Consider the following 22,507-nt stretch of genomic DNA (forward strand, 5'->3'; position numbering starts at 1 on the left):
CGCTGCATTTCATGTTGCTTCCATGCGCTTCGCCATTTGCAACGAAATCTACCAGGGCTGGGCCATGGAGGATGCCATGGCGCATGCGAAAAAGACCGGTTACGAGGGCTTTGAAATTGCTCCCTTTACCATGGGCAATTATGTGACACAGGTCTCGCCCGGGGAGCGTCAACGGGTGCGTGAAATGGCCCAAAAACATGGCCTCGTTCTGACCGGCATACATTGGGTGCTGGTGGGGGCGGAAGGCATGTATCTCACCAGCCCGGAGGAGGAAGTGCGCCGCAAGACCTCCCAGTATTTTGTGGAGCTGGTCAAGTTCTGCGCGGATTTGGGGGGCAAGGTGGTGGTGCTTGGTTCTCCCAAACAGCGGAGCCTGTTGCCGGGTGTGACTTTTGAGCAAGCCTGGGAGTGGGCCACCGAATGCCTGCGCCCGGCGGTAAAAGCGGCCGAGGATCGCGCGGTGACCGTATGTTTTGAGCCGCTGGCGCCCATGGAGACGAATTTTGTCAACCGGGCGGAGGATGCCATTCGTTTTGCGCATCAATTTCACAGCCCCGCCATGAAAATCATTCTGGATGTCAAGGCGATGTGCGGTGAAACCAAGCCCATCCCGCAGATTATCCGGGAATCCAAAGGCGAGTTTGTTTATTTCCATGCCAATGACCGGAATCTCAAGGGGCCGGGATTTGGCGACACGGATTTCCGCCCCATCGCCGCCGCGCTGCGTGAGGTGGGCTACGACGGCTGGGTTTCAGTGGAGGTCTTCAAATTTGAAGAGGGGGCGGACGTGATTGCCACCCGCAGCCTGGAATACCTGCGGCAGGTGTTTCAGGAACCAGCAGCGGTGTGAGCGGGCGGCAGCCCCAATTCGCGCTTGAACTTCTTCCGGATGAGCTGCTCGGGGGGTAATTTATCTTGGGGCGCCAGGCGATGGGTTGCCTGCGGACTCCATGGAACGGCCCGGCGGTTCAGGGAGAGGACGCGGGGCATCATTTCCACTTCATGCCCAAACACCTGCAGCGTGACCACCCCCGGAAATTTGACCGGGTCCTGGTGCACCACTGTGCCCCAGGGAACAGCGCGTTGGGGTTGGTCAAAACGCATCACGACATTGGTGGGGGCCGCGGTCTCCCCCTCGAAGACCACCTCGACTTTTTCAATACCCAACCGGCTCTGGTGAATGACCAGGGCGGGGGGACGATTGGAAGCGCTGAGAAAGGTCACTTCCCACGGTCCCAACCTTTCCCGCCACCACTCGATGCCGTAGAAGGCGGCCACGTAAAAGGCCAGCGTGACGGCGGCAATGACCAGCACCTGACGTCTGAAGGAGGAGGGTTGCATGCCTGGATGCTTATTCCACCGGGCCGCCGAGCCGGTGACGATTCTCCCACAACTCTTGGGGACGGAAAATTCCCACCGGCGTAATAATGCCTGTGATCAGCTCGGGGGGAGTAACATCGAATCCGGGATTGCGGGCGTGGCTGCCCGGGTTGGCAATGCGCACATAACAACGCTGATCCGCTGGTTTTCCGGGCGGCACACCCCACGCCCCCAAAACCTCCTCCTCCTCCCGTTCTTCAATGGGAATGGCCAGTCCATCCTTCATGCGCCAGTCCAGGGTGGACAGGGGAATGGCCACGTAGAAGGGGATGTTGTGGCGATGCGCCAGGACGGCCTTGGTGTAGGTGCCAATTTTGTTGGCCACCTGTCCGGTGCGCCCCAACGTGCGATCGCTGCCCACAATGACCAGGTCAATCTCGCCGCGCTGCATCAAATGGCCGGCGGCATTGTCCGCAATGACCTCATGGGAGATGCCTTCCTGATGCAATTCCCAGGCCGTTAAACTTGCCCCCTGGCAGCGGGGGCGGGTTTCGTCGCAGAATACATGGAATCTCCTCCCCGCCTGGTGCGCGGCATACAGCGGCGCGGTGGCGGTGCCCACATCCACACAGGCCAGCCAGCCGGCGTTGCAATGGGTGAGAATCCGCATGCCCTCCTTGATCAGGGGGGCGCCGTGGCGGCCAAGGGCCAGGCACTCCTCCACACTGGCTTGTGCAAACTGCTCGGCGACCTGGAGCGCGAGCGCCTGCTGCTCGGCCAAGGAACGGCCAGCCTTCATGAAGCGCAGAACTGTTTGGATGGCATTCTGAGGGTCCACGGCGGTGGGCCGCGCCCTGGCCAGGGTGTTTTCCACATGATGCACATAGTCGGCGAGCGGCACTCCCTGGTTTTCCTGAAAGGCACGCACCCCTTGAGCCAGACCGTAGGCCGCCGTGGCGGCAATCGCCGGCGCCCCCCGCACCACCATGTCTTTGATGGCCTGCGCAGTTTCCTGGTAATCCTTCAGCTCCACCAGGCGGAATTCATGGGGAAGCAGGCGCTGGTCAATCAGCCGCACCACATTGCGTTGAACGTCAAAACTGACGGTGCGATATTGCTGAACCTGGCCGTGCAGTTGAACCTTCATGCTAAGTCTGGGGCGAAGGAGGCCGCTTTAGAGGATCACCATGTCATCGCGGTGTACCACCTCGGTGCGTCCGCACTGCCGGGCGCGGATTTGATCCGCGGGAAAACGGCTGATGCCGCGGGCAAATTCCGTGCCGTCCAGATCACAAATGCGCACCACCTCGCCGGCGTGGAAATCCCCTTCACAGCGGGCAATGCCGGCCGGCAGGAGGCTGCGCCCATTTTCCCGCAGACTTTTTTTGGCGCCGTCGTCCACCAACAACGAACCGCGGGGATGATGGAAAAAGGCAATCCAACGCTTGCGCCCGGTCAATTTGGAGGGTTTGGGCACAAAAAGCGTGCCTTCATTCAAACCTTGCAAAATGTTCTGCAGGGTATTTTTCTTCCGCCCCGAGGCAATCACCAGCGGAATGCCGGAACGCACAACGATGCGTGCAGCCTGGATCTTGGTTTTCATGCCCCCCACGGCGGTCTCGCTGTCCGTGCCGCCGGCCAGGCGCTCCAGCGAGGCGTCAATGTTTTCGATGAGGGACAAGGTGCGTGCATTGGGTTTGCCAAAGTTCTCGATCACGCCGTCCACCGACGTCAGAATTACCAACAAGTCCGCTGGCAGCAGTGTGGCGACCAGCGCGGACAGCTTATCGTTGTCGCCAAATTTCAGCTCCGTGACCGAGACGGCGTCGTTTTCGTTGATGATGGGAACGATGTTGGGGTGACGCAGCAGGGCCAGCAGCGTATTGCGGGCGTTGAGATGGCGCTCGCGATCCTCCAAATCATCGTGCGTTAACAGCACTTGTGCCACAGCCAGCCCCTCCCGGCTGAAAAACGACTCGTAGGCTGCCATCAGGCGGCTTTGTCCCACCGCCGCGCAGGCCTGCAAATCAGCCAGCTCCGTGGGACGCCGGGCAAATCCCAGCACGCCCATGCCGGCGCCCACAGCCCCGCTGGAGACCATGACCACTTCTTTGCCTGATTTGCGCAAAAGAGCCACCTGCCGGGTCAACTGCTCCATCTGGGCGGCATCCGGCTGCCGGGCGGCATTGGTTAAGATGCCCGTGCCCAATTTCACCACGATGCGGGTGATGTTTTGTAAAACCTTTGCTCGCATCGCCCCAGTCCTAACAGATTTGGCCTGGCCTTGTCGAGGAAGCCTTCATGCCGTTCCTGCCGGCAGACTTGACGCTGTGGGCGGATGTCGCGATGGTGGGGCCATGTCTCGACCGCGATGTGTTGGCCTTGGTTTGTTGCTGGGCCTTGCCTGCTTTGTCCACGGCGCCGAGCGGGCCGCTGTGTTTTACCAGGCGGGCATGGGCTACGATGAATCGTGGGCCCAGGAGCTGGCCGGCCACGCAGCGGCCGCGGGTTATGCAGCTCAGTGGGTGGGGCTGACCCAGTTGACCAATCCCTCTACGCTGCCCCCAGCCGGCCAGTTGCTGATCTTGCCCCAGGCTCGTCGTCTGCCTGCCGCAGCAGTGACCGCCGTGGATGCCTTCTTGAAGCGGGGCGGACGTCTGGCCGCTTTTGGTGTGCCGGCCTGGAAACCGGGACTTTTCAAGGTGGGCGACCAATGGTTGGGCCGGGGCGAATATGAGGCCATCCTCAATCGCCAGCCGCCAAGTCGCATTCTCAACGATTTCTCGCAAAGCGATTTGACCAGTTGGCGCCGAGCCAGCAATACACCTGAAGCGCCCATGCAGTGGGCGATTGCGAAGGACGCCGGCAACCCCGGCTTGCACGTGCGTATCGAGGATTTTACCGGCTGGGACATCCTGAGCTCGCCCCCCTTGTCCCAGCCATTTCCTGCCGGCCATACTTTAACTTGTTTTCGCGCGCGCGGGGCGCCCGCCACCAAACAGCTCGCGGTGGAATGGGTGGAGGCCGATGGCTCGCGGTGGATTGCCACCGTGAATCTTTCCACGCAATGGCAGCAGTATGCCCTGCCGCCGGAAGCTTTCAAACCATGGCAGCCGCCGCCTTCACGAGCGGGGCCACAGGCACACTTCAATCCGGCGCAGGCCGTGCGTTTCACGGTGGGCATCGCTCAGAGTCACACTACCTTGGAGGGACGGCAGCACGAATTCTGGCTGGATGATTGGGGCACGGCCCCGAATCCCTTTGGCGAGGTGCCGGCGCCCGGCTTTGTGAATCATCCGCACCTGGAGGGGCTTTGTCCTGATTATTTGTTCTATCCCGTGCAAACCGCGGTAATCGTGCAGACTCCGGCGGATTTGGGGCTGGCCGGGCCGCTGCGGCTTTCCCAGCCTTTGCCGGCGGGTGTGTACGCGCTGCATCCCCGCCAGCAAGGCGAAGGTTATGACCAGCGCCGGCCGTGGCGCTGGCAGCCGTTGTTGGAGGCCCGCGACGCGCGCACTGGGGAGCACCGCGGTGCATTGGGGGCGTGGATGAGTTTTTTTCAGGGGCCTTATGCCGGCAGCCTGAGAGTCGTTTTCACCCCGGAGGCCCCCTCTTTTTATCGGCAAAAAGAAATGCGCGCCTGGCTTCCTCAAGTGCTAGCGGCCATGCGCCGCGGGGTGTTTTTCAAAGATGGCGGCGCTGAGCTTTTCACTGTTTTCACCAATCAATCCACCCGGCTGGGGGCAACGGTGGCCAACTGGGGAGGCCCCGTGGAGATCAAAATCAACCTGCGAGCTGAGACGTTGAAAAGCCGCAGGACCTGGTTTGACCAAGATTGGCAGACCAACCTGGCGCCCCAGGCGGTGGTTGCGCTGACGGCGGGACAGGCGCCGGCATATTGGCCGCTGGAAGGCTGCCGGTTGACGGCGGAACTCACGGTGCAGGGGCGAGTTGTGGACCGTTTGCAACACGAGCTGCACGTCTGGCAACCGCCTGCGCGGCCGGCTTACGTGCAGGCGAAAGAGGGCCGGTTGTATTGGCAGGGACGGCCTTGGAAGGCCCATGGTGTCAATTACATGCCGGCCACCGGCATTGCGCTGCCACATGATTATTTCGAGCATTGGATTGGGCGGGGGGGATATGATCCGGAGGTGGTCCAACGGGATTTGGAGCGCATCCGCGGCATGGGCCTTAACAGTGTCAGCGCCTTCATTTATTACCGCTCCCTCGACGGCGGGCATCTGTTGGATTTCCTGCGTCGCTGCGAGCAGTTGGGGTTGAAAGTGAACCAATCGCTGCGGCCGGGTACTCCCATGGAATTTCGATGGAACGAAATGAAAGCGCTCATTGAATATTTCCGGCTTGCCCAGCACGACATTATTTGGGCCTACGATCTGGCCTGGGAACCGAGCCATTACGATCACAACTACCAGCGCCGCCATTACTCGCAGGAGTGGCGCCAATGGGTGCAGCGCCATTACGGCGATTTGGCCCGCGCCGAAACCGCGTGGGCCTTTCCGGCGCCCAAGATTGAGGGAAGCCTTGATGTGCCCGGCCCGGAGCATTTGTTCAAGGATGGCCCCTGGAGGAAAATGGCGGCCGATTACCGCCTTTTTTTGGACGAACTGGTGGGCGGCCGTTATGCCGAGGCACGGCGCCTGGTCAAGTCCATTGACCCCCATCACCTGGTTAGTTTTCGTATGCAGATGTCGGGCGATCCCACGCATAACTGGCCGGGTCTGCTGCCTTACGATTTCTATGGTCTGCGTGAGGCCGTGGATTTGTGGGAGCCGGAAGCCTACGGCCGGATTGGCGATTGGGAGAAGGTGCGGCCCGGACACTTCACCGCCGCCTACGCGCACCTGTGCAATCCGCGGCTGCCGTTGGTGTGGGCCGAGATGGGCAACAGTGTGTGGGACATGAACACGATGTCGCCCAGTCCGGGAAAACTGGCTTTTACCGCGCAATATTATCGTGATTTTTATCGTATGCTCATCGAGTCCGGCGCCGATGGGGTTTATTTCTGGTGGTATCCGGGGGGCTACCGCCTTTATGAGAACAGCGATTACGGCATCGTGAATCCTGATGGGACCGATCGGGAAATCACCCGTGTGATCCGCACGGAGGGCGTCAAATTCATGCGCGCCGCCAAGCCACCACCGCCGAATTACTGGATATTGGTGGAGCGTGATCGTGACGCGCGCGGTCTCCACGGTATTTATGAGGCGGTAAAAGGCGAGTACTGGGAGGTGCTGGCCGCCGGCAAGACCCCCGGGTTGCGCTGGTCACGGGAACCGTCGCAACGATAACCAGGTGGTGTCGGGAGAGACAAGGGGGGCCGAGGGAGCCTAAGCCTCGAAGAAGTGACCTGCTGACGTGCCTGCGTCCTGATTTGGTGGACAGCCATAGCGTAAGACGCTACAACCAGAAACTACGTGTATATGACCACCCACACCTTGTATCGCCTTTGTTTGCGCGGATTTTTGATGGCGGCGGCTTTTTGCGTGGGCGGCCTGGATGCAGGCGCGGCACCGGCGGGTCCCGCAGTTGTACCACCGCCGGGCAATGTGTTTCTAACCGGCGAGGAAGTTGTGGTTTCCTTGCCCGCCGGGGGTCAGGGTTGGGAGCTGTGTAGCTATCGTGATGAGACCCGTGTGCCGGTTGTTACTCGTGAAGGACGGGCCCTGCTGGGGCGTCTGCCGGTGGGTTTTTACCGATTGCGCGCCACCAACGCGGCCCCGGGCGTGTGGACCTCGCTGGCGGTCATTGAGCCGCTGAAAGCTCCAGTTTCCCCGCGTTCGCCGATTGCTCTCGATGTTGCCATGGCCTGGTTTTATCCACCGGATAAAATGGATGCGGCGGCCCGTTTGTGTGCGTTGGCCGGGGTAAACTGGGTGCGCGACCGAATGACCTGGCGCGAACTAGAGCCGGAGCGCGGCCAGTTTGCCGCGACGACGCGCTACGATCAAAGCGCCCGGGCGCAATCGGCCGCGGGTTTGCGTGTCCTGCAGGTGCATCATCATTCGCCCGCCTGGGCCAATCCGGTCAGCGCGCGTTTTCCAGTGGATTTGCGGGATGCTTACCGATTCCAACGCGAGCTGGCCCGGCGGTGGCGCGGGCAGGTGCTCGCCTTTGAGCCGTGGAATGAGGCGGATATTGAAGTATTTGGCGGCCACACGGGCAGCGAGATGGCCTCCCTGCAAAAAGCCGCCTATCTGGGCATCAAAGCCGGCAACCCCCAAGCCATTGCCTGCCTGAATGTCTGGGCCCACCACCGGCCGGCCCAGTTGGAGGATTTTCATGCCAACGCCGCCTGGCCTTATTTTGATACCTACAATTTCCATCACTATGAACCTTACGAGCGCTATCCGGCCTTGTATGCGGATCACCGTGCGGTCAGTGGCGGGCGCCTCCTGTGGGTCACGGAATGTGCCATGCCGGTGAAGTGGGCGGGGGATCCCTCCCTCAAAGAGCTGCCCGATGAAAATCTATGGGATCAGTCCGAGCGACTGGTCAAAACCTTTGCTGCGGCCCTGCATGAAAACCCGGCGGCGGTTTTTTATTTCTTGCTGCCTCATTACGTGGAAGGGCAGACGCAGTTTGGCATTTTACGGCCCGATCTCACGCCTCGTCCGGCCTATGTCTCGCTGGCTGCCGTCGGCCGCCTGCTGGCGGAGGCCAGGCCGCTGGGGCGTCTAAGCAACGGCCCCACCAATGCGGTGGCCTACCTGTTCAAAGCGCGGCCGAACGGCCAGGAGAGGGAGATCCTGGTGGCCTGGGCGCGCAGTGGCGAAATCCCGTTTGTTTGTATGGCCGACGCGGTATGGGACCACCTGGGGCGGCAGCGCCGTGTTACCGCCGAGCATCGGCTCACACCTGCGCCGCTTTTTATTGCTTTGAATAAGCGGGGCCCCTGGCGTTTTGAGCCGCCGCCCAAAACGCCGCCGTTTTTACCGGGCAAGCCCTCGCCGGTGGTGTTGCAGTTGCTGCTGAGTGCTGAGCAGACCGTATTGGCCAAATCTGCCGCTAAAGTCTCGGCTGAGCGCCCGGAAACGCTGTCCTTATTCGCCTATAATTTCTCCGAGCGCCCTGTACGGGGATCGTTGGCGTTGAAGCGCGGGGGGGAATGGCTTGCGCCGGCTGTGTCAGGCGCCTGGCCTCTGCGACTGGAACTGGCCCCCATGGAGCGGCGCGAAATCCCCTTGCGCCTGGACTTGCGAGACAAGCCCGCCCGCATGGTGGAAACGGTGCGCCTGGAGGGCCAGTTTGGTGCCGCGGGGCAGCCGGTATTAAGTTTTAACATCATGCCTTATCCGCCCCGTTTTGACCGGATAACGCTCCTCACCTTGAACGGGGCAGGGGATATTGGCCGTTGGGCCGGAGAGATCTCGGGCAACGGCGAGCTTCGTTTGGCGGCCACCCCCAATGGCATCAACGTGCAGGCCCAACCCGGTGGGACTGACCGCTGGGTGTATCCGCGCTTGGATTTGATTGCAGGAGAGCGCCCGCCCGACGGTGCGACCGGGCTGGCCTTTGAATTAACCGTCCACGAAGGGGAGGGCAAATTTCGCGTCATTTGGCGCGAGTCCAATGGCGCCAGTTATGTTTCTGAAGTCACTGTGATGCCCAAAACAGGTGAAACCATTGAGACTGCGGCCTTGTTTCGCGAAGCGGTCTTTGGCACGGGCTGGTCACCCCCTGACCCGGACGGCAAACTGAATCCGCAAAACCTCGATGCGGTGAAAATTGGCGTCAGCACGCCCTCCCAGCGTGTGCGTTATACCCTCCGCAACCTGCGCTGGGTGGCGTATTAGTAAGTTTCCTTGTCCTTGGTCACGGTGGGTTTGCCGTGATCGGTATTCAGCTCCAGGCAATGCTTGGGACACACCTCCACGCAGTAGCCGCAGGAGATGCATTGCAGCCGCTCGATGCCCCATTTCTTGGCCGCCCGATTCACCGTCAGCGCCCGGGTGGGACATTTCTTGGCACAAACCGTGCAGTACACACACTTGTCTTTAATGAACACCAGTTGCCCCCGGCTGTTGGGCAGGGCACGGCGGGGCGTGAACGGATACCGCCGGGTCACCGGCGGTTGGATGGCCCATTTAAGGGCCAGTTTGGCCATGGTAAAATACGCCATAAAACCACCTCAACGCTCGGTACAACTGATGCAGGGATCAATGGTCAGCACCAGCACCGGCACATCGGCCAGTTCGCATCCCTGCAAAATCTTGAGCAGCGCAGGCAAATTGGCAAAGGTGGGCGTGCGCACCCGGAAACGCTCCAGGTTTTTGGTGCCGTTGGCCTTGATGTAATAAATGACTTCCCCGCGCGGCTGCTCGGTGCGCGCCGTAAACTCGCCTTTAGGATTGCCAGTGACCTTGACGCTGATTTCCCCTTCCGGCATCCGGGCCGCGGCCTGCCGGATTAAATCCACGCTCTGGAATAATTCCTCACATCGCACGGCGCAGCGTGCGTAACAATCGCCCTCGGTGCGGGTTATCGGCGCAAAGTCCAGCTCGCCGTAGGCCGCGTAACCGCGGAGGCGGGTGTCCTGGGCCACACCGCTGGCCCGGAGCATGGGGCCGACACAGCCCAAATCATAAGCCTCCTCCCGGCTTAGCACGCCCACTTCGCACAACCGATCCTTGACTGAGGAATCGTCCAGAAACACCTTCACAATGTCCCGCATGTCCGATTCCAGCGCCTGCAATTCCGCAAGGATCACCTGCATTTGGTCTTGGGGAATGTCCCGCCTGACCCCCCCGATTTTGCAGGAGCCGAAAATCACGCGGCCGCCCGTGGTGGCCTCGATCAAGTCCAGGAGGCGCTCGCGCACGCGCCAGGCATGCATAAACAGGGCCTCAAAGCCAAAGGCGTCGGCCGTCAGCCCCAGCCACAGCAAATGACTGTGAATCCGCGACATTTCCCCCCAAATGACCCGCAAGTACTGGGCCCGCGGCGGGACCGGGATTTGCATCAGCTCCTCCACGGCGTGGCAGAAGGTCTGGCCATGAATAAAACTGCAAATCCCGCACACCCGCTCGGCCACATAGACAAATTCCTGGTAGTCCCTCTTTTCCACCAGCTTCTCCAGGCCGCGGTGAATGAAACCAATCGAGGGCACCGCTTCCACCACGCGCTCATCTTCAATCACGAGATCCAGATGAATCGGCTCCGGCAGCACCGGATGTTGCGGGCCAAAAGGAATGACGGTGTGAGCCATAAGCTGTCAGGATTGCGAGGGGGAGGCGGGGGCGGGCGCCGCCGGTTTGGCGGTGAAACTGGCACCAGGCACCGCCCCGGAAACGGTGCCGGTACTGCCGGAGGCGGCCGTGTTTTTGAACGGAAAGGGCGTGGCTGTTTTGATGAAATGACCGTGAAAATCCACGGCCATCCCCTCCACCTGGACATCAAACAAATCGTGCATTTCGTTTTCGTACACAAACGCGGCCCAGTAAATCCGGCTGATGCTGGGCAGGCGCGGTTCCGCCGCCGGCAGCGTGACGCGCAAAGTTTGGAATTTGCCCAGCCGGTCAAAGCCGTAATTGATTTCGATTTGCTCGCCGGCGGGCGTGGCGCTGATATGAACCAGGCGCCATCCCTCGTGCCGCAACATCAGCACGCGCGCGGGCAGCTCCGCCGCCGGCACGGGCACAATGGTTTGATCAGCTTTCATAACGAGGTTTTTCCATATAGACCCAGGTGACCGCATTGTTAAAGGGCACCTCCTTGAAGGGACGGTAGCCCAGGCGTCCGTACAAGGTCAGGTTGCGTTTGCTGCGATGGCCGGTGAACGCCTCAAAACGCCGCACGGAGGCCGGCCACACCGCTTCGATTTCCTTTACCAGCCGGCTGCCAATGCCGCGCCCCTGAAAGTAGGGATGCACGATTAACCGCAGGATGTGGGCCGTATCCCCCTCGCTATATCCACGCACGGCGCCGATGATCTTGCCGTTCACCACCGCTTTGAGGAAGACCATGCGTTGAAAATCCTCCTTCAACTCGGCCAGGCTTTGCTGCAGGGCCGGCACGCTGTCATCGCCGTATATTTCAGCCTCGCTCTGATAGGCAATTTTTTGCAAAGCCAATATTTCGGCCACATCCTCCGGGGTGGCGCGCACAATGATGGTCTGATCAATGCTGTTGGCCATCGCGGTAATCCGGCGATGTTTATCCTCCAACACCTCCACCGCCTTCAAAATGCCATCAATGATGGCCTCCGGTCGTGCCGCGCAGCCGGGGACATACACATCCACCGGGATTACCGTGTCCACCCCGCCGGCGATGTTGTAACAGTCCTGAAAGATGCCGCCGCTGGCCGCGCAGGCACCCACCGCCACCACCACCTTGGGCTCGGGCAGTTGATGGTAAATGTTCTGAATCACCTGCCGGCTTTGTTCGTTCACCGCGCCGGTCACCAGAAAGATGTCCGCGTGTTTGGGGTTGCCCGTGTTGATGACGCCCAGACGCTCGGCATCATACAGAGGGGTCAAACAGGCCAGCGTTTCGATGTCGCAGCCGTTGCAGCTTGAGGCATCATAGTGGATGATCCACGGAGATTTCTTAAAACCAAGCATACGGATGTTTCCGCAGGGCGCTAATACCGCAATAAAGTCAAAACCAGGATGTTCCCAAATCCCAGGGCCAGCGTCACCGCCCAGGCGCTCTTGACGGCCGTCAGCCACTTCAAACGGGCAAAGGTGTTATCGGTCAAAATCAAAAACCCGTAAACGCCGAGGGTGGCGGCCAACCCCAGGACCGGCACCGAGGCAAAGAACAAATAAACCCAGCCTAAGAGTAGCACCGTTTCATACCAATGCGCCACTTCGATCATCGCCAGCGCCTTGCCCGAAAACTCCGTCGTCAACCCCCGCACCAGCTCCTGATGCGCATGATGCGAGCAGCTAAAATCGAAGGGCGACTTCCTAAATTTGATTTCCAGCGCGTACAAGAACCCCAGAAACACTCCGGGCAACGGTCCCAGGAGCAAATCCGGGTGCTTGACGATGTCATGCACATAAAAGCTGCCGGTGACCAGGTAGATGCTCACCGCCGCAATGAGCACCATCGGTTCGTAGGCCATCATCTGAATCAGCTCGCGCTCCGCTCCCAGGAAGCTGTAGGGCGAGCTGGCTTTGTAGGCTCCCAACACCAGAAAGATCCCCGCCAGAGTCAGCGCAAACACCACCAGCAGCAAATCCGAGCCGGCAAAAAACAGGCCGCCGGTGAAAATCATCAAAATGAGGAAGAAGAAGATGTAAAAGTTCTGGGAGCGCCGGACGACAATGGTTTCCTTGTTCCATAATTTCAGAACGTCAAAAAACGGCTGCCAGATTGGCGGCCCTTGGCGGGCCTGCATGCGGGCCGTTAACTTGCGATCCAAGCCAGTCAACAGCCCGCCCACCAGGGGGGCCGCAATCAAATAAATGACCAAACGCCATCCGGGACTCATAACAAGACAAAGCCCAGGAGGAACACCAGCAAACTTAACCCCGCGAACAGCCCTCCCCGCAGCAGGTGTTCTTCCTTGAGCAAATCCTGAAAATAATAATTGCGCAGAGTCATCGGCCGCACCGCGCCGCGGGCATCCAGAAAATGGGTGTTGCTGTGGTCAACATTAGCCCCGCTGAGATAGGCATCCATTACGTGCACCTTCCGCTTGTAATTGATAAAACTCAGCGGAAATAGCCCCACCATGCACAGCATGATGGTCATGATGATGAAATTGCCATGATCCATCGCCGCCGTGCGCCAGTACACCTCCATCACATATGGCTCCACCAGTTCGGAGGAGATCAGGGGAAAGAACAGGCACGTCAAGCCGGTCAGAATCGTCAGGCCGCCCATTGCCAGCCATTCGCCGCGGCCGATGCCCTTTTCTACATTTTCGATCGGCCCGGTCACTTCGAGAAGTTTGCCCAGCCACTTGACCCAGAAAAACAGGGTGGGGGCCGAGCCAAAACACACAAACACGGCCAGGAGGGGATACGAATCCACCACCGCCTTGAGCACCGCCCACTTGCTCAACAACATGCCAAACGGCGCGAGAAACATACCGGCGATGCCAACCTGTAAAAACACCGAGATGCGCGGCAGGCTGAGAATAAGGCCGCCCATCTTTTCAATGTCCCGACTGTGCAGTTTGTGCTCAATTACCCCGACGCAGAGGAATAGCAGGCATTTGGCCACGGCATGAAATACGATCATCAAAATGCCGGCCCAGACCGCCTCATAAGTGCCAATGCCGCCGCACAGCACCACCAGGCCCAGGTTGGCCACCGTGGAATAGGCCAGCACCTTTTTGGCGTCACTCGTGCAGACAGCCGCAAACGAGGTCACCACAAAAGTTACCGCCCCCGTCAATGCCAGCACCGTGCCCGGCACGGTCCCGTATAACACGGGCGCCAGCCGAAGAATGAGATAAAGGCCCGCTTTAACCATGGTGGAGGAATGCAGCAACGCGCTGACCGGGGTGGGCGCCACCATGGCCCCCAGCAACCACCGCGAAAACGGCAGTTGCGCCGATTTGGTCAGGCCGGCGAAGGCCAGCAAGGCCACGGGCGCCAGGACCACCTCCGGCGTCTTTTGAAAAAGCACCGCCAGTTCGATGCTGCCCGAGCGGGTGTGGAACAACACAATCCCCGCCGCCATCGCCAATCCTCCCATCAGATTCAAATTGAGGGCCCGCAGGGCATTGTGCCGCGATTCTTCGGTCTGTTTGTAGCCGATTAAGAGATAGGAACACAACGTGGTCACCTCCCAGAAAAAGTAGAACCACAACAGGTTGTTGGAGAAAATAATGCCAAACATTGCCCCCATGAAAATGAATAGCAGCCCGAAAAACATCGGTCGCCGGTCGGCTATTTCCGGGTGGTGATGCTCGTGAAACTCCCGCATGTACCCCAGCGCGTAGAGGCAGATCAATCCTCCCACCACGCCGTTGATCAGGGCCATCAAGATGGAGAATTTATCTACAAACAGGTTTTGTCCGACGCGCAGCTCCCCTCCGTGGCTCAATTCAAACCACGCCATGAGCGCGGTCTGGGCCAGGACCACGGCCACTACAACCGGATGCCGATGCTTCCACCCCACCCGGATCAAGTAGGCCGCCATCCCGCCTTCCGCCGCCAGCATCAACCAGTTGACCCAATGCGAGTCCACCTGGAAGACATCCCCCGTGTGAAACAGACGCACCGCCAGATTGACACTGAGGACCGACACAAACAGAACGGTGCCCAGCACCACCGCGCGCCGCCAGCGATCGGAACGAATGCCCCAAAGGAGCAAACCCGCAATCCACGGCACCGCAATTAATAATGTTAATGCACTCATCATGCCTCAGCCTTGCAACGGAATGTTCCAAATGGGCCTCATGCGCCAGGGCACACGAGTTTTGGTTCTGGGGTGAACCCGTTGCGGAATTGGCGAATTGCCAGACGTTGATAGTCATTATCCTCTCCCTGTGCCCGGGAAGCAAGAGGTTAACCTCAGTTTGAAGATTGCTTAAACCATTTAATGGTTATTCCTAATCTTAACACACATTGGGCAGCCTGGTCCGAAAAGTGACCAAGAACGCTGCCGTATTTGGTGAGCCTGGCGCCAGTGCTTGGCGGAGGCGGTGCGCTTCGTATTTCCTCGGGACCATCCAGACTCCCGTTCGCTGCCTATGGGAGCTCCTAATAAAATTGCTTAAACAGAGTAAGATAGAGTTACAAGGAATCATAATAATGTCTGATATAATACTATCTTATCTAATAAGGTGGCTCTATTAACCAAATCTGTTTAATCTTTGGCAAAATATGCGTAGAGCTTCCCTTGAAAGTGGCGTAACACTTGAGTTATGAAAGCCAAAAAAGCCGAAAGAGGCATCGTGTCTCTTGGGCTTCCCTGTGGGGCGAAGCGCGGCTTTTTGTTTGAGGAGGCGGAGCAAACTCGTCTGCAGGGTCAACCGGGTGTTTGCGTGACGTTAGATCCATTGAGCATCAGGCTTTTATGAAATACTACGTCCTCATCAAAATGGTTCCCGATACCGTCGAGGAACTGGTCATTGGCCCGGACGGCAAATCCTTGGATGTGGAGGCGGTCCGCCCCAAGCTGGCGGATAGCGACGATCACGCCATCGAGGAAGCCCTGTTGCTGCGGGAAAAGCATGGGGGGGAGATTACGGTCGTCGCCTTGGAATCGCCGGAGGTGGATGACGTTTTGTTCACGGCTTTGGCCAAAGGGGTGAATCAAGCCGTCAAGTTGACCGGGGATTGGAACCAGGTGGGCAGTCTGGGGGCTGCACGCGTATTTGCCCAATATCTCGCGCCCAACGGACAGTTGCCCCCTGAGTCGCTGGTCATGTTGCGCAGCCAGGCTTATGACGACTTGGAGGGTGAAATTGGTCCCTGTCTGGCCGAGCTTTTGGGCGTGCCCTTTATGGGGGTGGTAACCAAAGTTACACCTGCCGGAGGACAGGTCACTGTCACCAAAGAATTTGCCGGGGGTCTGCGCGGCGAGTTCAACCTACCCCTGCCTTGCGTCCTAGGCATTCAATCCGCGGAAAAACCGCCGCGTTACGTGCCCATTGCCAAGGTGCGGGCCGCCCAGAAAACCGCCAAAATTGAGGAGGTTGAGGGGGCGGCTCCCGAGGCTGCAAAAGCTTATGAGGTGGAGCGCATGTACCTGCCTGAAGCGGCAGGCCGTGCCCAAATGTTGGAAGGTTCGGTGGAGGAAGTGGCCGACAAGGTGGTGGAAGTGCTGGCGCAGAATAGTTTGTTGTAATCCCAAAACGGAAAGGACAAACCATGAGCCAGGGAATCCTCATTTGGACTGAGCACCTGCGGGGCCAGGTTGCGGAAATCACCTACGAGATGTTGGGGCTGGGCCGCCAGTTGGCCGATGCTTTGAAAGTGCCGCTCGCTGCCGTTGTCGCGGGGGAAAATGTCACCTCATTGGCCAGCCAGTTGGGGATGGCCGATAAAGTGCTGCTGGTGGAAAATCCAGCCCTCACCCTCGCCCCAGCATCCACGCAAGCCTCAGTATTGCAGGCACTTATGCAACAAGAGCAAGCCGCCCTGATTTTAGTTGGAGGTACGAATGTCTCTTTGGGCGTAGGGGCTGTGCTGGCTTGCCGCACCAAACTTCCCTTCGTCAATTTTTGCAAGGCAGCGCGGGTCGAAGACGGCGCGGTTATGGCAACCAGTCAACTCTTTGGTGGCAAAGTGCTGGCCGACACCCGACTGGCCGACCATCGCGGCATTATCAGTGTGTATCCGGGGGCCTTTCCGGCCGAGGCAGGCCGGCGCGCCGGCCCCCCCGAGCTTATTCCCGCAGCCGTCGAGGTGACGCCTCCGCCGGTCAAGTTCGTGCAGTTCATTGAGCCGGAAACCGGCGATGTGGACATCACCAAGCAGGACATTTTGGTGGCCGTTGGGCGCGGCATCCAGAGCCAGGACAATGTCGCCCTTGCGGAAGAGCTGGCCACCGCTCTTGGGGGCGCGGTATGTGCTTCCCGTCCGGTCATTGACCAGGGCTGGCTTCCGCTCAGCCGGCAGGTGGGCAAGTCTGGCATGACCGTCAAGCCGCGGCTCTATCTGGCCTTGGGCATTAGTGGGGCGCCGGAGCATTGGGAGGGGATGCAAGGATCCCGGCTTATTGTTGCCGTGAATACGGATCCCAAAGCGCCCATTTTCGACGGCGCACATTTTGGGGCCACTGTGGATGCCCTCGATTTGTTGCCCGTGCTGACCGAAAAAGTAAAAGCACGCAAAGGCTGAGGCGCACCGCCCGTTCGCCCGGCCTGGATTACGGAATGGGTTATGGATATGATGGTCTCAGTTAGTATAGCCCATTGGGCGGCCGCCGAGCCTTTATCCGCCCTCGATAACGCCGTCCGCCAGGCGGCCGCCACGCTCGCGCCACCGGACTTAAATCCCGTGCATGGCACTTTTCTCGGCTTGCCTGGGGTGGTTTGGCTTTGGCTGCTGGCCGTCCTTTCTTTTGGCCTTTTTGGCTGGCGCGTCTGGCACATCGTTGCAGCCCTGCGGCGTGCCCGACCCGAAAACCGCTTCGACCAAATCCCCCGCCGCCTCCGTTTGGTGGTGGACAATGTGCTACTGCAAAGGCGCATTTTCAATGAGCGCGCCATTGGTTGGCCCCACTTCCTTATTTTCTGGGGATTTGTCCTGTACGCCACCTGTTTCAACTGGTCCCTCCTCAGCGGACTTTTTCCTTTTCTGAAATTACCGTTTCCCGATGAAGTCCGGCTGGTGGGATTCCTTTTGGAAATCTTTGCTGTTGTTGTCTTGGTGGCTTTGGCCATCGCCCTGGCCCGGCGTTTGTTTTTCCCGCCGCCGCGGTTGCATCTGAGCGCGGACGCCAACTTAATCTTGGGATTAATTGCCCTCTTGATGATTACCACCCTGCTTGGCTCTGGATTCCGTCTCCAGGCCGAGGGCGGCCATGCTTCCGCCTGGGCGCCTTTGGGCAGTGTGCTGCTCAAGTTCCTGCCGGAGGCTTCGCCTGCCACTGCTGCGTCCTGGGCCAAGGCCATGTGGTGGTTGCACATGCTGGGCGTCTTTTTCTTCCTGTGTTACCTGCCGTTTTCCAAACACATGCATCTCCTGGTCAGCCCCCTCAACGTGTTCTTTGGCCGCCTGCAACCCGTCGGGACCTTGGATGCGCCGGGCACCAGGGAGGACTACACCACCGGCGCGGCACATTGGAGTGAATTCACCTGGAAACAACTGCTTTGTGGTTTTGCCTGCGCCGAGTGCGGACGCTGTGATCGCGCCTGCCCGGCGCAAAACAGTGGCTATGCCCTATGCCCGCAGGATGTCATTCAGAAACTCAAACATCATTTCGAGCAGGCCGCACTTCGCAGCAATGGCAACACGATCGCCACGGCTTCGACCGGCGCCAGCCCGGCAGAAGCGTCCCCGGTGCTGGCCGGCGGCCTGATACAACCCGCGGAAGTCTGGGCCTGCACCACCTGCCTGGCCTGCATGGAATGTTGCGCCGTTTGGAATGAACAGGTCCCCATCATCGTCCAGATGCGCCGCCACCTTGTCAACCAGGGCGCGGTGGATCGGGGCATCCAGGACATGCTCGACAAGTTGAATCGCTACGGCAACTCCTTCGGCAAATCCGACCGCATGCGCGCCCGCTGGGTGCAGAATGGCGGTTTGAAGATCAAGGATGCCCGCAAGGAGGAGGTGGAATACCTCTGGTTTGTCGGAGACTTTGCCTCCTTTGACCCACGTCTGGAATCCATCACCCAAAAAACCGCCCGGTTGTTTGAAGCGGCCGGTCTCAGTTTCGGCCTCCTTTATGAAGCGGAGCGCAATGCCGGCAATGATGTCCGGCGGGTGGGGGAGGAAGGGTTGTTTGAAGTCCTGCGGGACAAAAACAAACAGGCCCTGGCCAAGGCCAAATTCAAAACGATCGTCACCACTGATCCCCACACCTATAACACCCTGAAAAACGAGTATGGCCTTGAGCCAGACCTCCGGGTCATGCATTACACCGAGCTGCTCAGTGAATTACTGGCTCAAGGACGCCTGAAACTTCGCCAGCCTCTTCAGGGGAAGGTCACTTATCACGATCCCTGCTACCTCGGCCGTTACAACGGTGTTTACGAGCCACCCCGGGACATCCTGCGCCGGTTGGGATTGGAGGTCCTGGAAATGCCCCGCTGCCGCGCCCGCAGCTACTGTTGCGGCGCCGGCGGGGGGCGTATTTGGATGGAAGACGCTGAAAAGGTGCAGGAACGGCCAGCCGAGAGCCGGGTGCGTGAGGCCGCCGCGCTGGAGGGGGTGGATACATTGGTAGTGGCCTGTCCCAAAGACATCGCCATGTTCCGTGACGCCCTCAAAACCACCGGCCTCGAAGGCCGGCTGGCGGTCAAAGATTTGGCTGAATTGGTGTGGGAAGCGGTGCAGGAGCCGGCCGCCACCACGGCCGCTTAAGAAAGGAAAGTCGAGCCATGATCTCCACCATCGAATACGAGGTCTGCCAGCGCGATACCAAGCTGGATACCTTGTTGAGCACTCCGGAAGGCAGGCGCATCCTCACTTGCATCCAGTGCGGCATGTGTGCCGGCACCTGCCCTTATGGGGATCACATGGATTATCCGCCGCGCCGGATCATTAACATGCTGCGCCGGGGCTTCCTGGACGAAGTATTTCAAAGCGACAGCATGCTCAAGTGTGTCGCCTGCTATGCCTGCATGGCCAAATGCCCGCGCGGCATCCGGCTCTCCGATGTGCTTCTGCCCCTGGTCAAGGAGCAGACGCTGATGAACCTGCAGGAAATGCCCGCGGAACTGCAAAAGAGCCTGCAAAATACGCTGCGTTACGGCAATCCCATGGGCGAATCCTCCCGCAAACGCGCCAACTGGATTGCCAGTGCGCCGCACAAGGTGCCCATCATGTCCGAAGTCAAACGGCCGGTGGACGTCCTTTGGTTTGTGGAGTGCTATACGTCCTATTACGCCCGCGGCCAGGATAACAGCCGCGCCATGGTCCGCCTCCTGCATGCCTTGGGCGTGGACTATGCCATCCTTGGCAACGAGGAAAAGTGCGCCGGTGATTGCGGGCAGCTTACCTGGGAGTCGGGACTGTTTGAAACGCTGACCGACTATAACATGGAGATTTTCAAGAAGTATCAGTTCAACCGCATCATCACGGGGGATGCGCATGCCTTTAACGCCTTTCGCATCCGTTATCCCATGTATGGCTTCAACTGGCCGGTGGAGCATACCACCGGTTTCTTGGCCCGCCATGTGGAACAACTTAAGCCCAAGCTCAAGAAACCCCTCAACCTGACCATAACGTATCACGATGCCTGTTGTCTTGGGCGCCGGGCCGGCCTTTACGATGAGGCCCGGATTTTGCTCAAGGCCATTCCCGGGGTGAAGTTGGTCGAGATGGTGCACAACCGCATCAATTCCATCTGTTGCGGCGGCGGGGGCGGCGGCATGTGGCTTGACACCTATTTCAAGCAAAAAGGCATGGAGCGCCTCAGTGAACGCCGCATCAAGGAAGCCATTACCACCGGCGCCGATGTGCTTGCGGTCTCCTGCCCGTACGAAATCTACCGTTTCGAGGACGCCCTGAAGGTGGTGCCCCACGACAAGCCCATGATCGTGCGCGACGTGGTGGAATTACTCGCTGATTCCCTGGAGGACTGATATGTACATTCCCAAGAAAAGCGATCCCATCCGCATCGGCTTCTACGTCTGCCACTGCGGGGTGAACATTGCCGGCACCATTGATGTCAAGGCGGTGGCCCAATACGCCGCCAGACTGCCCAACGTGGTTGTTTCGCGTGACTATAAATACATGTGCTCCGATCCGGGTCAGGAGCTCATTCAGCAGGACATCCTCGAAAACCGCCTCAACCGCATCGTCGTCGCCGCCTGTTCGCCCTTGCTCCATGAGCACACCTTCCGCGGGGCCATCAACAAGGCGGGCCTCAATCCGTTCTTCTTTCAAATGGTCAACATTCGCGAGCACAACTCGTGGGTGCATACCGACAAAGAGGCTGCCACCCGCAAGGCCCTGGCCCAGGTGCGTGCCGCCATCGCCCGGGTTCCGCTCCACAAGCCGCTGGAAGTCAAGAAAGCCCCCATCAACCCCAACGTCCTCATTGTGGGCGGTGGCATCGCCGGCATCCATGCGGCACTGGTGCTGGCCAATGCCGGGAAACTCGTCTATCTGGTGGAGCGCCAGCCCACCATTGGCGGCCACATGGCCATGTTTGACAAAACCTTCCCCACGCTGGACTGTGCCATGTGCGTGCTCAGTCCCAAGATGTCGGCGGTGGACAAACACCCCAACATCCGCCTCTGGACGTATAGCGAAGTAGCCAAAGTGGATGGATATGTGGGCAACTATCGCGTGACCGTCCGCCGCAAACCCCGCTACATCATCGAAGACCTGTGCACGGGATGCCAGGAGTGTGTGGACGCCTGCGTTTACAAAAAGCCCACCTTTCCGGATGAATTCAACCTTGGCCTCGGCAAGCGCAAGCCGGTTTATCTGCCCTTCGCACAAGCCGTGCCGCCCATCGTCATCATTGACCCGGAGACTTGTATCGAGGTGAAAACCGGCAAGTGCAAGAAAACCTGTGTCGAGGCCTGCGGAGATCGCAAAGCCATTGACTTCAAGCAACAGGAGGAATTGCGCGAAATCCAGGTGGGCACCATCATCGTGGCCACCGGCTTCAAAACGTTTGATCCTCATCGCACCCCCTACTACGGCTATGGCGTTTACCCCAATGTGTACACCTCCTTGGAGGTGGAGCGCCTGGTCAATTCCTCCGGCCCCACCGGCGGTGAAGTGGTGCTGAAAAACGGTCAAAAACCCAAAAAAGTCGCCATCATCCATTGCGTCGGCTCCCGCGATGAAAACACCAACCGTTGGTGCTCGCGCGTCTGTTGTTTGTACTCCCTCAAGCTCGCCCACTTGATTCATGAGCGCACCGAAGCCGAGATCTTCAATTTCTATATTGATATGCGCAGCCCGGGTAAGAGCATGGAGGAGTTTTATAATCGCATCGCCGAAGAGGGCATCCAAATGATTCGGGGTAAAGTGGCCGATGTCTTTCCAGATCCCGCCCCGGATGCCAATGGCCGCTTGATCGTCAAGGCGGAGGATACATTGATGAGCCGCATCCTTCATGTGCCTGTGGACATGGTGGTCCTGGCCGTCGGCCTGGAACCTCATCCCGATGCTGATGACGTGCGCCGCTTGTTTAACATGAGCTGCAGCTCCGAAGGCTGGTTTCTTGAGCGTCATCCCAAACTGGCCCCCGTCAGCACACCCACCGAGGGCATCTTTCTGGCTGGGTGTTGTCAAGGGCCGAAAGATATTCCCGATTCCGTCGCGCAAGCCGGCGCTGCGGCGGCCGAGGCGTTTTCCCTCATTGACCGCGGTCACATTGAAATGGAACCCAATACCGCCTTTGTCATTGAAAACGAATGCTCCGGCTGTAAATCGTGCATCCCGCTTTGTCCTTACACCGCCATCAGCCTTCTACCTGATAAAAATAAGGCCTACATCAACGAAGCGTTGTGCAAGGGGTGTGGGACGTGTGTGGGGGCGTGTCCGTCGGGTTCGATTGTGCAGAACCTGTTTGAGGACGCCGAAGTGTTCAGTGAGATTGAGGGGGTGTTGGCGGAGTGAAGGAGAACTGGCAT

At 59.2% G+C, this 22,507-nt stretch carries 18 protein-coding genes and 1 pseudogene; 9 read left to right on the plus strand and 10 right to left on the minus strand.

The window, feature by feature from the left end; translation table 11 throughout:
- The first annotated feature begins 22 nt into the window (after positions 1 to 22).
- Positions 23 to 850: a sugar phosphate isomerase/epimerase gene (locus tag N3J91_12680; GenBank protein ID MCX8157280.1), complete on the plus strand. Its 828-nt coding sequence runs from the start codon at positions 23 to 25 to the stop codon at positions 848 to 850.
- Here the strand turns inward: N3J91_12680 and N3J91_12685 are convergent.
- The 3 genes from N3J91_12685 to proB are packed head-to-tail and all read right to left on the minus strand — an operon-like array spanning position 829 to position 3,574.
- Positions 829 to 1,341 (minus strand): hypothetical protein, encoded by a 513-nt coding sequence (locus tag N3J91_12685; protein ID MCX8157281.1) that lies wholly within the window; start codon positions 1,339 to 1,341, stop codon positions 829 to 831. The genes N3J91_12680 and N3J91_12685 overlap by 22 nt on opposite strands.
- Before the next feature lie 10 nt (positions 1,342 to 1,351).
- Positions 1,352 to 2,467 carry an S-methyl-5-thioribose-1-phosphate isomerase gene (mtnA, locus tag N3J91_12690; GenBank protein ID MCX8157282.1) on the minus strand — a complete coding sequence of 372 codons (1,116 nt, stop codon included), beginning with the start codon at positions 2,465 to 2,467 and terminating at the stop codon, positions 1,352 to 1,354.
- A 27-nt stretch (positions 2,468 to 2,494) separates the two neighbouring features.
- The gene (gene proB / locus N3J91_12695; protein MCX8157283.1) at positions 2,495 to 3,574 is read right to left on the minus strand and encodes a glutamate 5-kinase; all 1,080 of its coding nucleotides are present in this window, start codon (positions 3,572 to 3,574) and stop codon (positions 2,495 to 2,497) included.
- Positions 3,575 to 3,677: 103 nt separating this feature from the next.
- Between proB and N3J91_12700 the strand changes: the two genes are divergently transcribed.
- Positions 3,678 to 6,629, plus strand: coding sequence for a hypothetical protein (locus tag N3J91_12700; GenBank protein ID MCX8157284.1), 2,952 nt, complete (start codon positions 3,678 to 3,680; stop codon positions 6,627 to 6,629).
- 132 nt (positions 6,630 to 6,761) lie between these two features.
- Complete coding sequence (locus N3J91_12705) at positions 6,762 to 9,134, plus strand: hypothetical protein (GenBank protein ID MCX8157285.1); 2,373 nt, start codon at positions 6,762 to 6,764, stop codon at positions 9,132 to 9,134.
- Here the strand turns inward: N3J91_12705 and N3J91_12710 are convergent.
- The 7 genes and pseudogenes from N3J91_12710 to N3J91_12740 form a co-directional block, all read right to left on the minus strand.
- Positions 9,131 to 9,460, minus strand: a complete 330-nt coding sequence (locus N3J91_12710; protein MCX8157286.1) for a 4Fe-4S binding protein — start codon at positions 9,458 to 9,460, stop codon at positions 9,131 to 9,133. The two genes, N3J91_12705 and N3J91_12710, sit on opposite strands and share 4 nt — an antisense overlap.
- Positions 9,461 to 9,469: 9 nt before the next feature.
- On the minus strand, positions 9,470 to 10,546 hold the full coding sequence (locus N3J91_12715; protein MCX8157287.1) for a nickel-dependent hydrogenase large subunit: 1,077 nt from the start codon (positions 10,544 to 10,546) through the stop codon (positions 9,470 to 9,472).
- Between the two features lie 6 nt (positions 10,547 to 10,552).
- Positions 10,553 to 10,999 (minus strand): NADH-quinone oxidoreductase subunit C, encoded by a 447-nt coding sequence (locus N3J91_12720; protein ID MCX8157288.1) that lies wholly within the window; start codon positions 10,997 to 10,999, stop codon positions 10,553 to 10,555.
- Positions 10,989 to 11,474: a GNAT family N-acetyltransferase gene (locus N3J91_12725; protein ID MCX8157289.1), complete on the minus strand. Its 486-nt coding sequence runs from the start codon at positions 11,472 to 11,474 to the stop codon at positions 10,989 to 10,991. Before N3J91_12725 ends, N3J91_12720 begins: the two co-directional genes overlap by 11 nt.
- Positions 11,475 to 11,486: 12 nt before the next feature.
- Positions 11,487 to 11,900, minus strand: a pseudogene (gene nuoB / locus N3J91_12730) (NADH-quinone oxidoreductase subunit NuoB).
- A 20-nt stretch (positions 11,901 to 11,920) separates the two neighbouring features.
- Positions 11,921 to 12,775: an NADH-quinone oxidoreductase subunit H gene (locus N3J91_12735; protein MCX8157290.1), complete on the minus strand. Its 855-nt coding sequence runs from the start codon at positions 12,773 to 12,775 to the stop codon at positions 11,921 to 11,923.
- A complete protein-coding gene (locus N3J91_12740; protein ID MCX8157291.1) occupies positions 12,772 to 14,658 on the minus strand; it encodes a proton-conducting transporter membrane subunit in 1,887 nt (628 codons plus the stop codon). The genes N3J91_12735 and N3J91_12740 overlap by 4 nt, the downstream gene beginning before the upstream one ends.
- A 505-nt stretch (positions 14,659 to 15,163) precedes the next feature.
- On the opposite strand from N3J91_12740, the gene N3J91_12745 reads away from it, so the two are divergent.
- From N3J91_12745 to N3J91_12770, 6 genes are read left to right on the plus strand one after another with little or no spacing between them, the layout of a single operon-like run.
- Positions 15,164 to 15,319: a hypothetical protein gene (locus N3J91_12745; GenBank protein MCX8157292.1), complete on the plus strand. Its 156-nt coding sequence runs from the start codon at positions 15,164 to 15,166 to the stop codon at positions 15,317 to 15,319.
- Positions 15,316 to 16,089: an electron transfer flavoprotein subunit beta gene (locus N3J91_12750; protein MCX8157293.1), complete on the plus strand. Its 774-nt coding sequence runs from the start codon at positions 15,316 to 15,318 to the stop codon at positions 16,087 to 16,089. The genes N3J91_12745 and N3J91_12750 overlap by 4 nt, the downstream gene beginning before the upstream one ends.
- 23 nt (positions 16,090 to 16,112) lie before the next feature.
- Positions 16,113 to 17,084, plus strand: coding sequence for an electron transfer flavoprotein subunit alpha/FixB family protein (locus N3J91_12755; protein MCX8157294.1), 972 nt, complete (start codon positions 16,113 to 16,115; stop codon positions 17,082 to 17,084).
- 48 nt (positions 17,085 to 17,132) lie between these two features.
- On the plus strand, positions 17,133 to 19,274 hold the full coding sequence (locus tag N3J91_12760) for a heterodisulfide reductase-related iron-sulfur binding cluster (GenBank protein MCX8157295.1): 2,142 nt from the start codon (positions 17,133 to 17,135) through the stop codon (positions 19,272 to 19,274).
- A gap of 17 nt (positions 19,275 to 19,291) precedes the next feature.
- Positions 19,292 to 20,497: a (Fe-S)-binding protein gene (locus tag N3J91_12765; protein MCX8157296.1), complete on the plus strand. Its 1,206-nt coding sequence runs from the start codon at positions 19,292 to 19,294 to the stop codon at positions 20,495 to 20,497.
- Between the two features lies 1 nt (position 20,498).
- Positions 20,499 to 22,493 carry a CoB--CoM heterodisulfide reductase iron-sulfur subunit A family protein gene (locus tag N3J91_12770; protein MCX8157297.1) on the plus strand — a complete coding sequence of 665 codons (1,995 nt, stop codon included), beginning with the start codon at positions 20,499 to 20,501 and terminating at the stop codon, positions 22,491 to 22,493.
- Positions 22,494 to 22,507 lie beyond the last annotated feature (14 nt).

Source organism: Verrucomicrobiia bacterium (genome assembly GCA_026414565.1).
Taxonomy (GTDB): Bacteria; Verrucomicrobiota; Verrucomicrobiia; order Limisphaerales; family Fontisphaeraceae; genus Fontisphaera.

Excerpts from the sequence above, each read along its gene's own strand:
- N3J91_12680 (MCX8157280.1), top strand. The coding sequence starts at position 23 with ATGCGCTTCGCCATTTGCAACGAAATCTACCAGGGCTGGGCCATGGAG.
- N3J91_12685 (MCX8157281.1), bottom strand. The coding sequence starts at position 1,341 with ATGCAACCCTCCTCCTTCAGACGTCAGGTGCTGGTCATTGCCGCCGTC.
- mtnA (MCX8157282.1), bottom strand. The coding sequence starts at position 2,467 with ATGAAGGTTCAACTGCACGGCCAGGTTCAGCAATATCGCACCGTCAGT.
- proB (MCX8157283.1), bottom strand. The coding sequence starts at position 3,574 with ATGCGAGCAAAGGTTTTACAAAACATCACCCGCATCGTGGTGAAATTG.
- N3J91_12700 (MCX8157284.1), top strand. The coding sequence starts at position 3,678 with ATGTCTCGACCGCGATGTGTTGGCCTTGGTTTGTTGCTGGGCCTTGCC.
- N3J91_12705 (MCX8157285.1), top strand. The coding sequence starts at position 6,762 with ATGACCACCCACACCTTGTATCGCCTTTGTTTGCGCGGATTTTTGATG.
- N3J91_12710 (MCX8157286.1), bottom strand. The coding sequence starts at position 9,460 with ATGGCGTATTTTACCATGGCCAAACTGGCCCTTAAATGGGCCATCCAA.
- N3J91_12715 (MCX8157287.1), bottom strand. The coding sequence starts at position 10,546 with ATGGCTCACACCGTCATTCCTTTTGGCCCGCAACATCCGGTGCTGCCG.
- N3J91_12720 (MCX8157288.1), bottom strand. The coding sequence starts at position 10,999 with ATGAAAGCTGATCAAACCATTGTGCCCGTGCCGGCGGCGGAGCTGCCC.
- N3J91_12725 (MCX8157289.1), bottom strand. The coding sequence starts at position 11,474 with ATGGCCAACAGCATTGATCAGACCATCATTGTGCGCGCCACCCCGGAG.
- N3J91_12735 (MCX8157290.1), bottom strand. The coding sequence starts at position 12,775 with ATGAGTCCCGGATGGCGTTTGGTCATTTATTTGATTGCGGCCCCCCTG.
- N3J91_12740 (MCX8157291.1), bottom strand. The coding sequence starts at position 14,658 with ATGATGAGTGCATTAACATTATTAATTGCGGTGCCGTGGATTGCGGGT.
- N3J91_12745 (MCX8157292.1), top strand. The coding sequence starts at position 15,164 with ATGAAAGCCAAAAAAGCCGAAAGAGGCATCGTGTCTCTTGGGCTTCCC.
- N3J91_12750 (MCX8157293.1), top strand. The coding sequence starts at position 15,316 with ATGAAATACTACGTCCTCATCAAAATGGTTCCCGATACCGTCGAGGAA.
- N3J91_12755 (MCX8157294.1), top strand. The coding sequence starts at position 16,113 with ATGAGCCAGGGAATCCTCATTTGGACTGAGCACCTGCGGGGCCAGGTT.
- N3J91_12760 (MCX8157295.1), top strand. The coding sequence starts at position 17,133 with ATGATGGTCTCAGTTAGTATAGCCCATTGGGCGGCCGCCGAGCCTTTA.
- N3J91_12765 (MCX8157296.1), top strand. The coding sequence starts at position 19,292 with ATGATCTCCACCATCGAATACGAGGTCTGCCAGCGCGATACCAAGCTG.
- N3J91_12770 (MCX8157297.1), top strand. The coding sequence starts at position 20,499 with ATGTACATTCCCAAGAAAAGCGATCCCATCCGCATCGGCTTCTACGTC.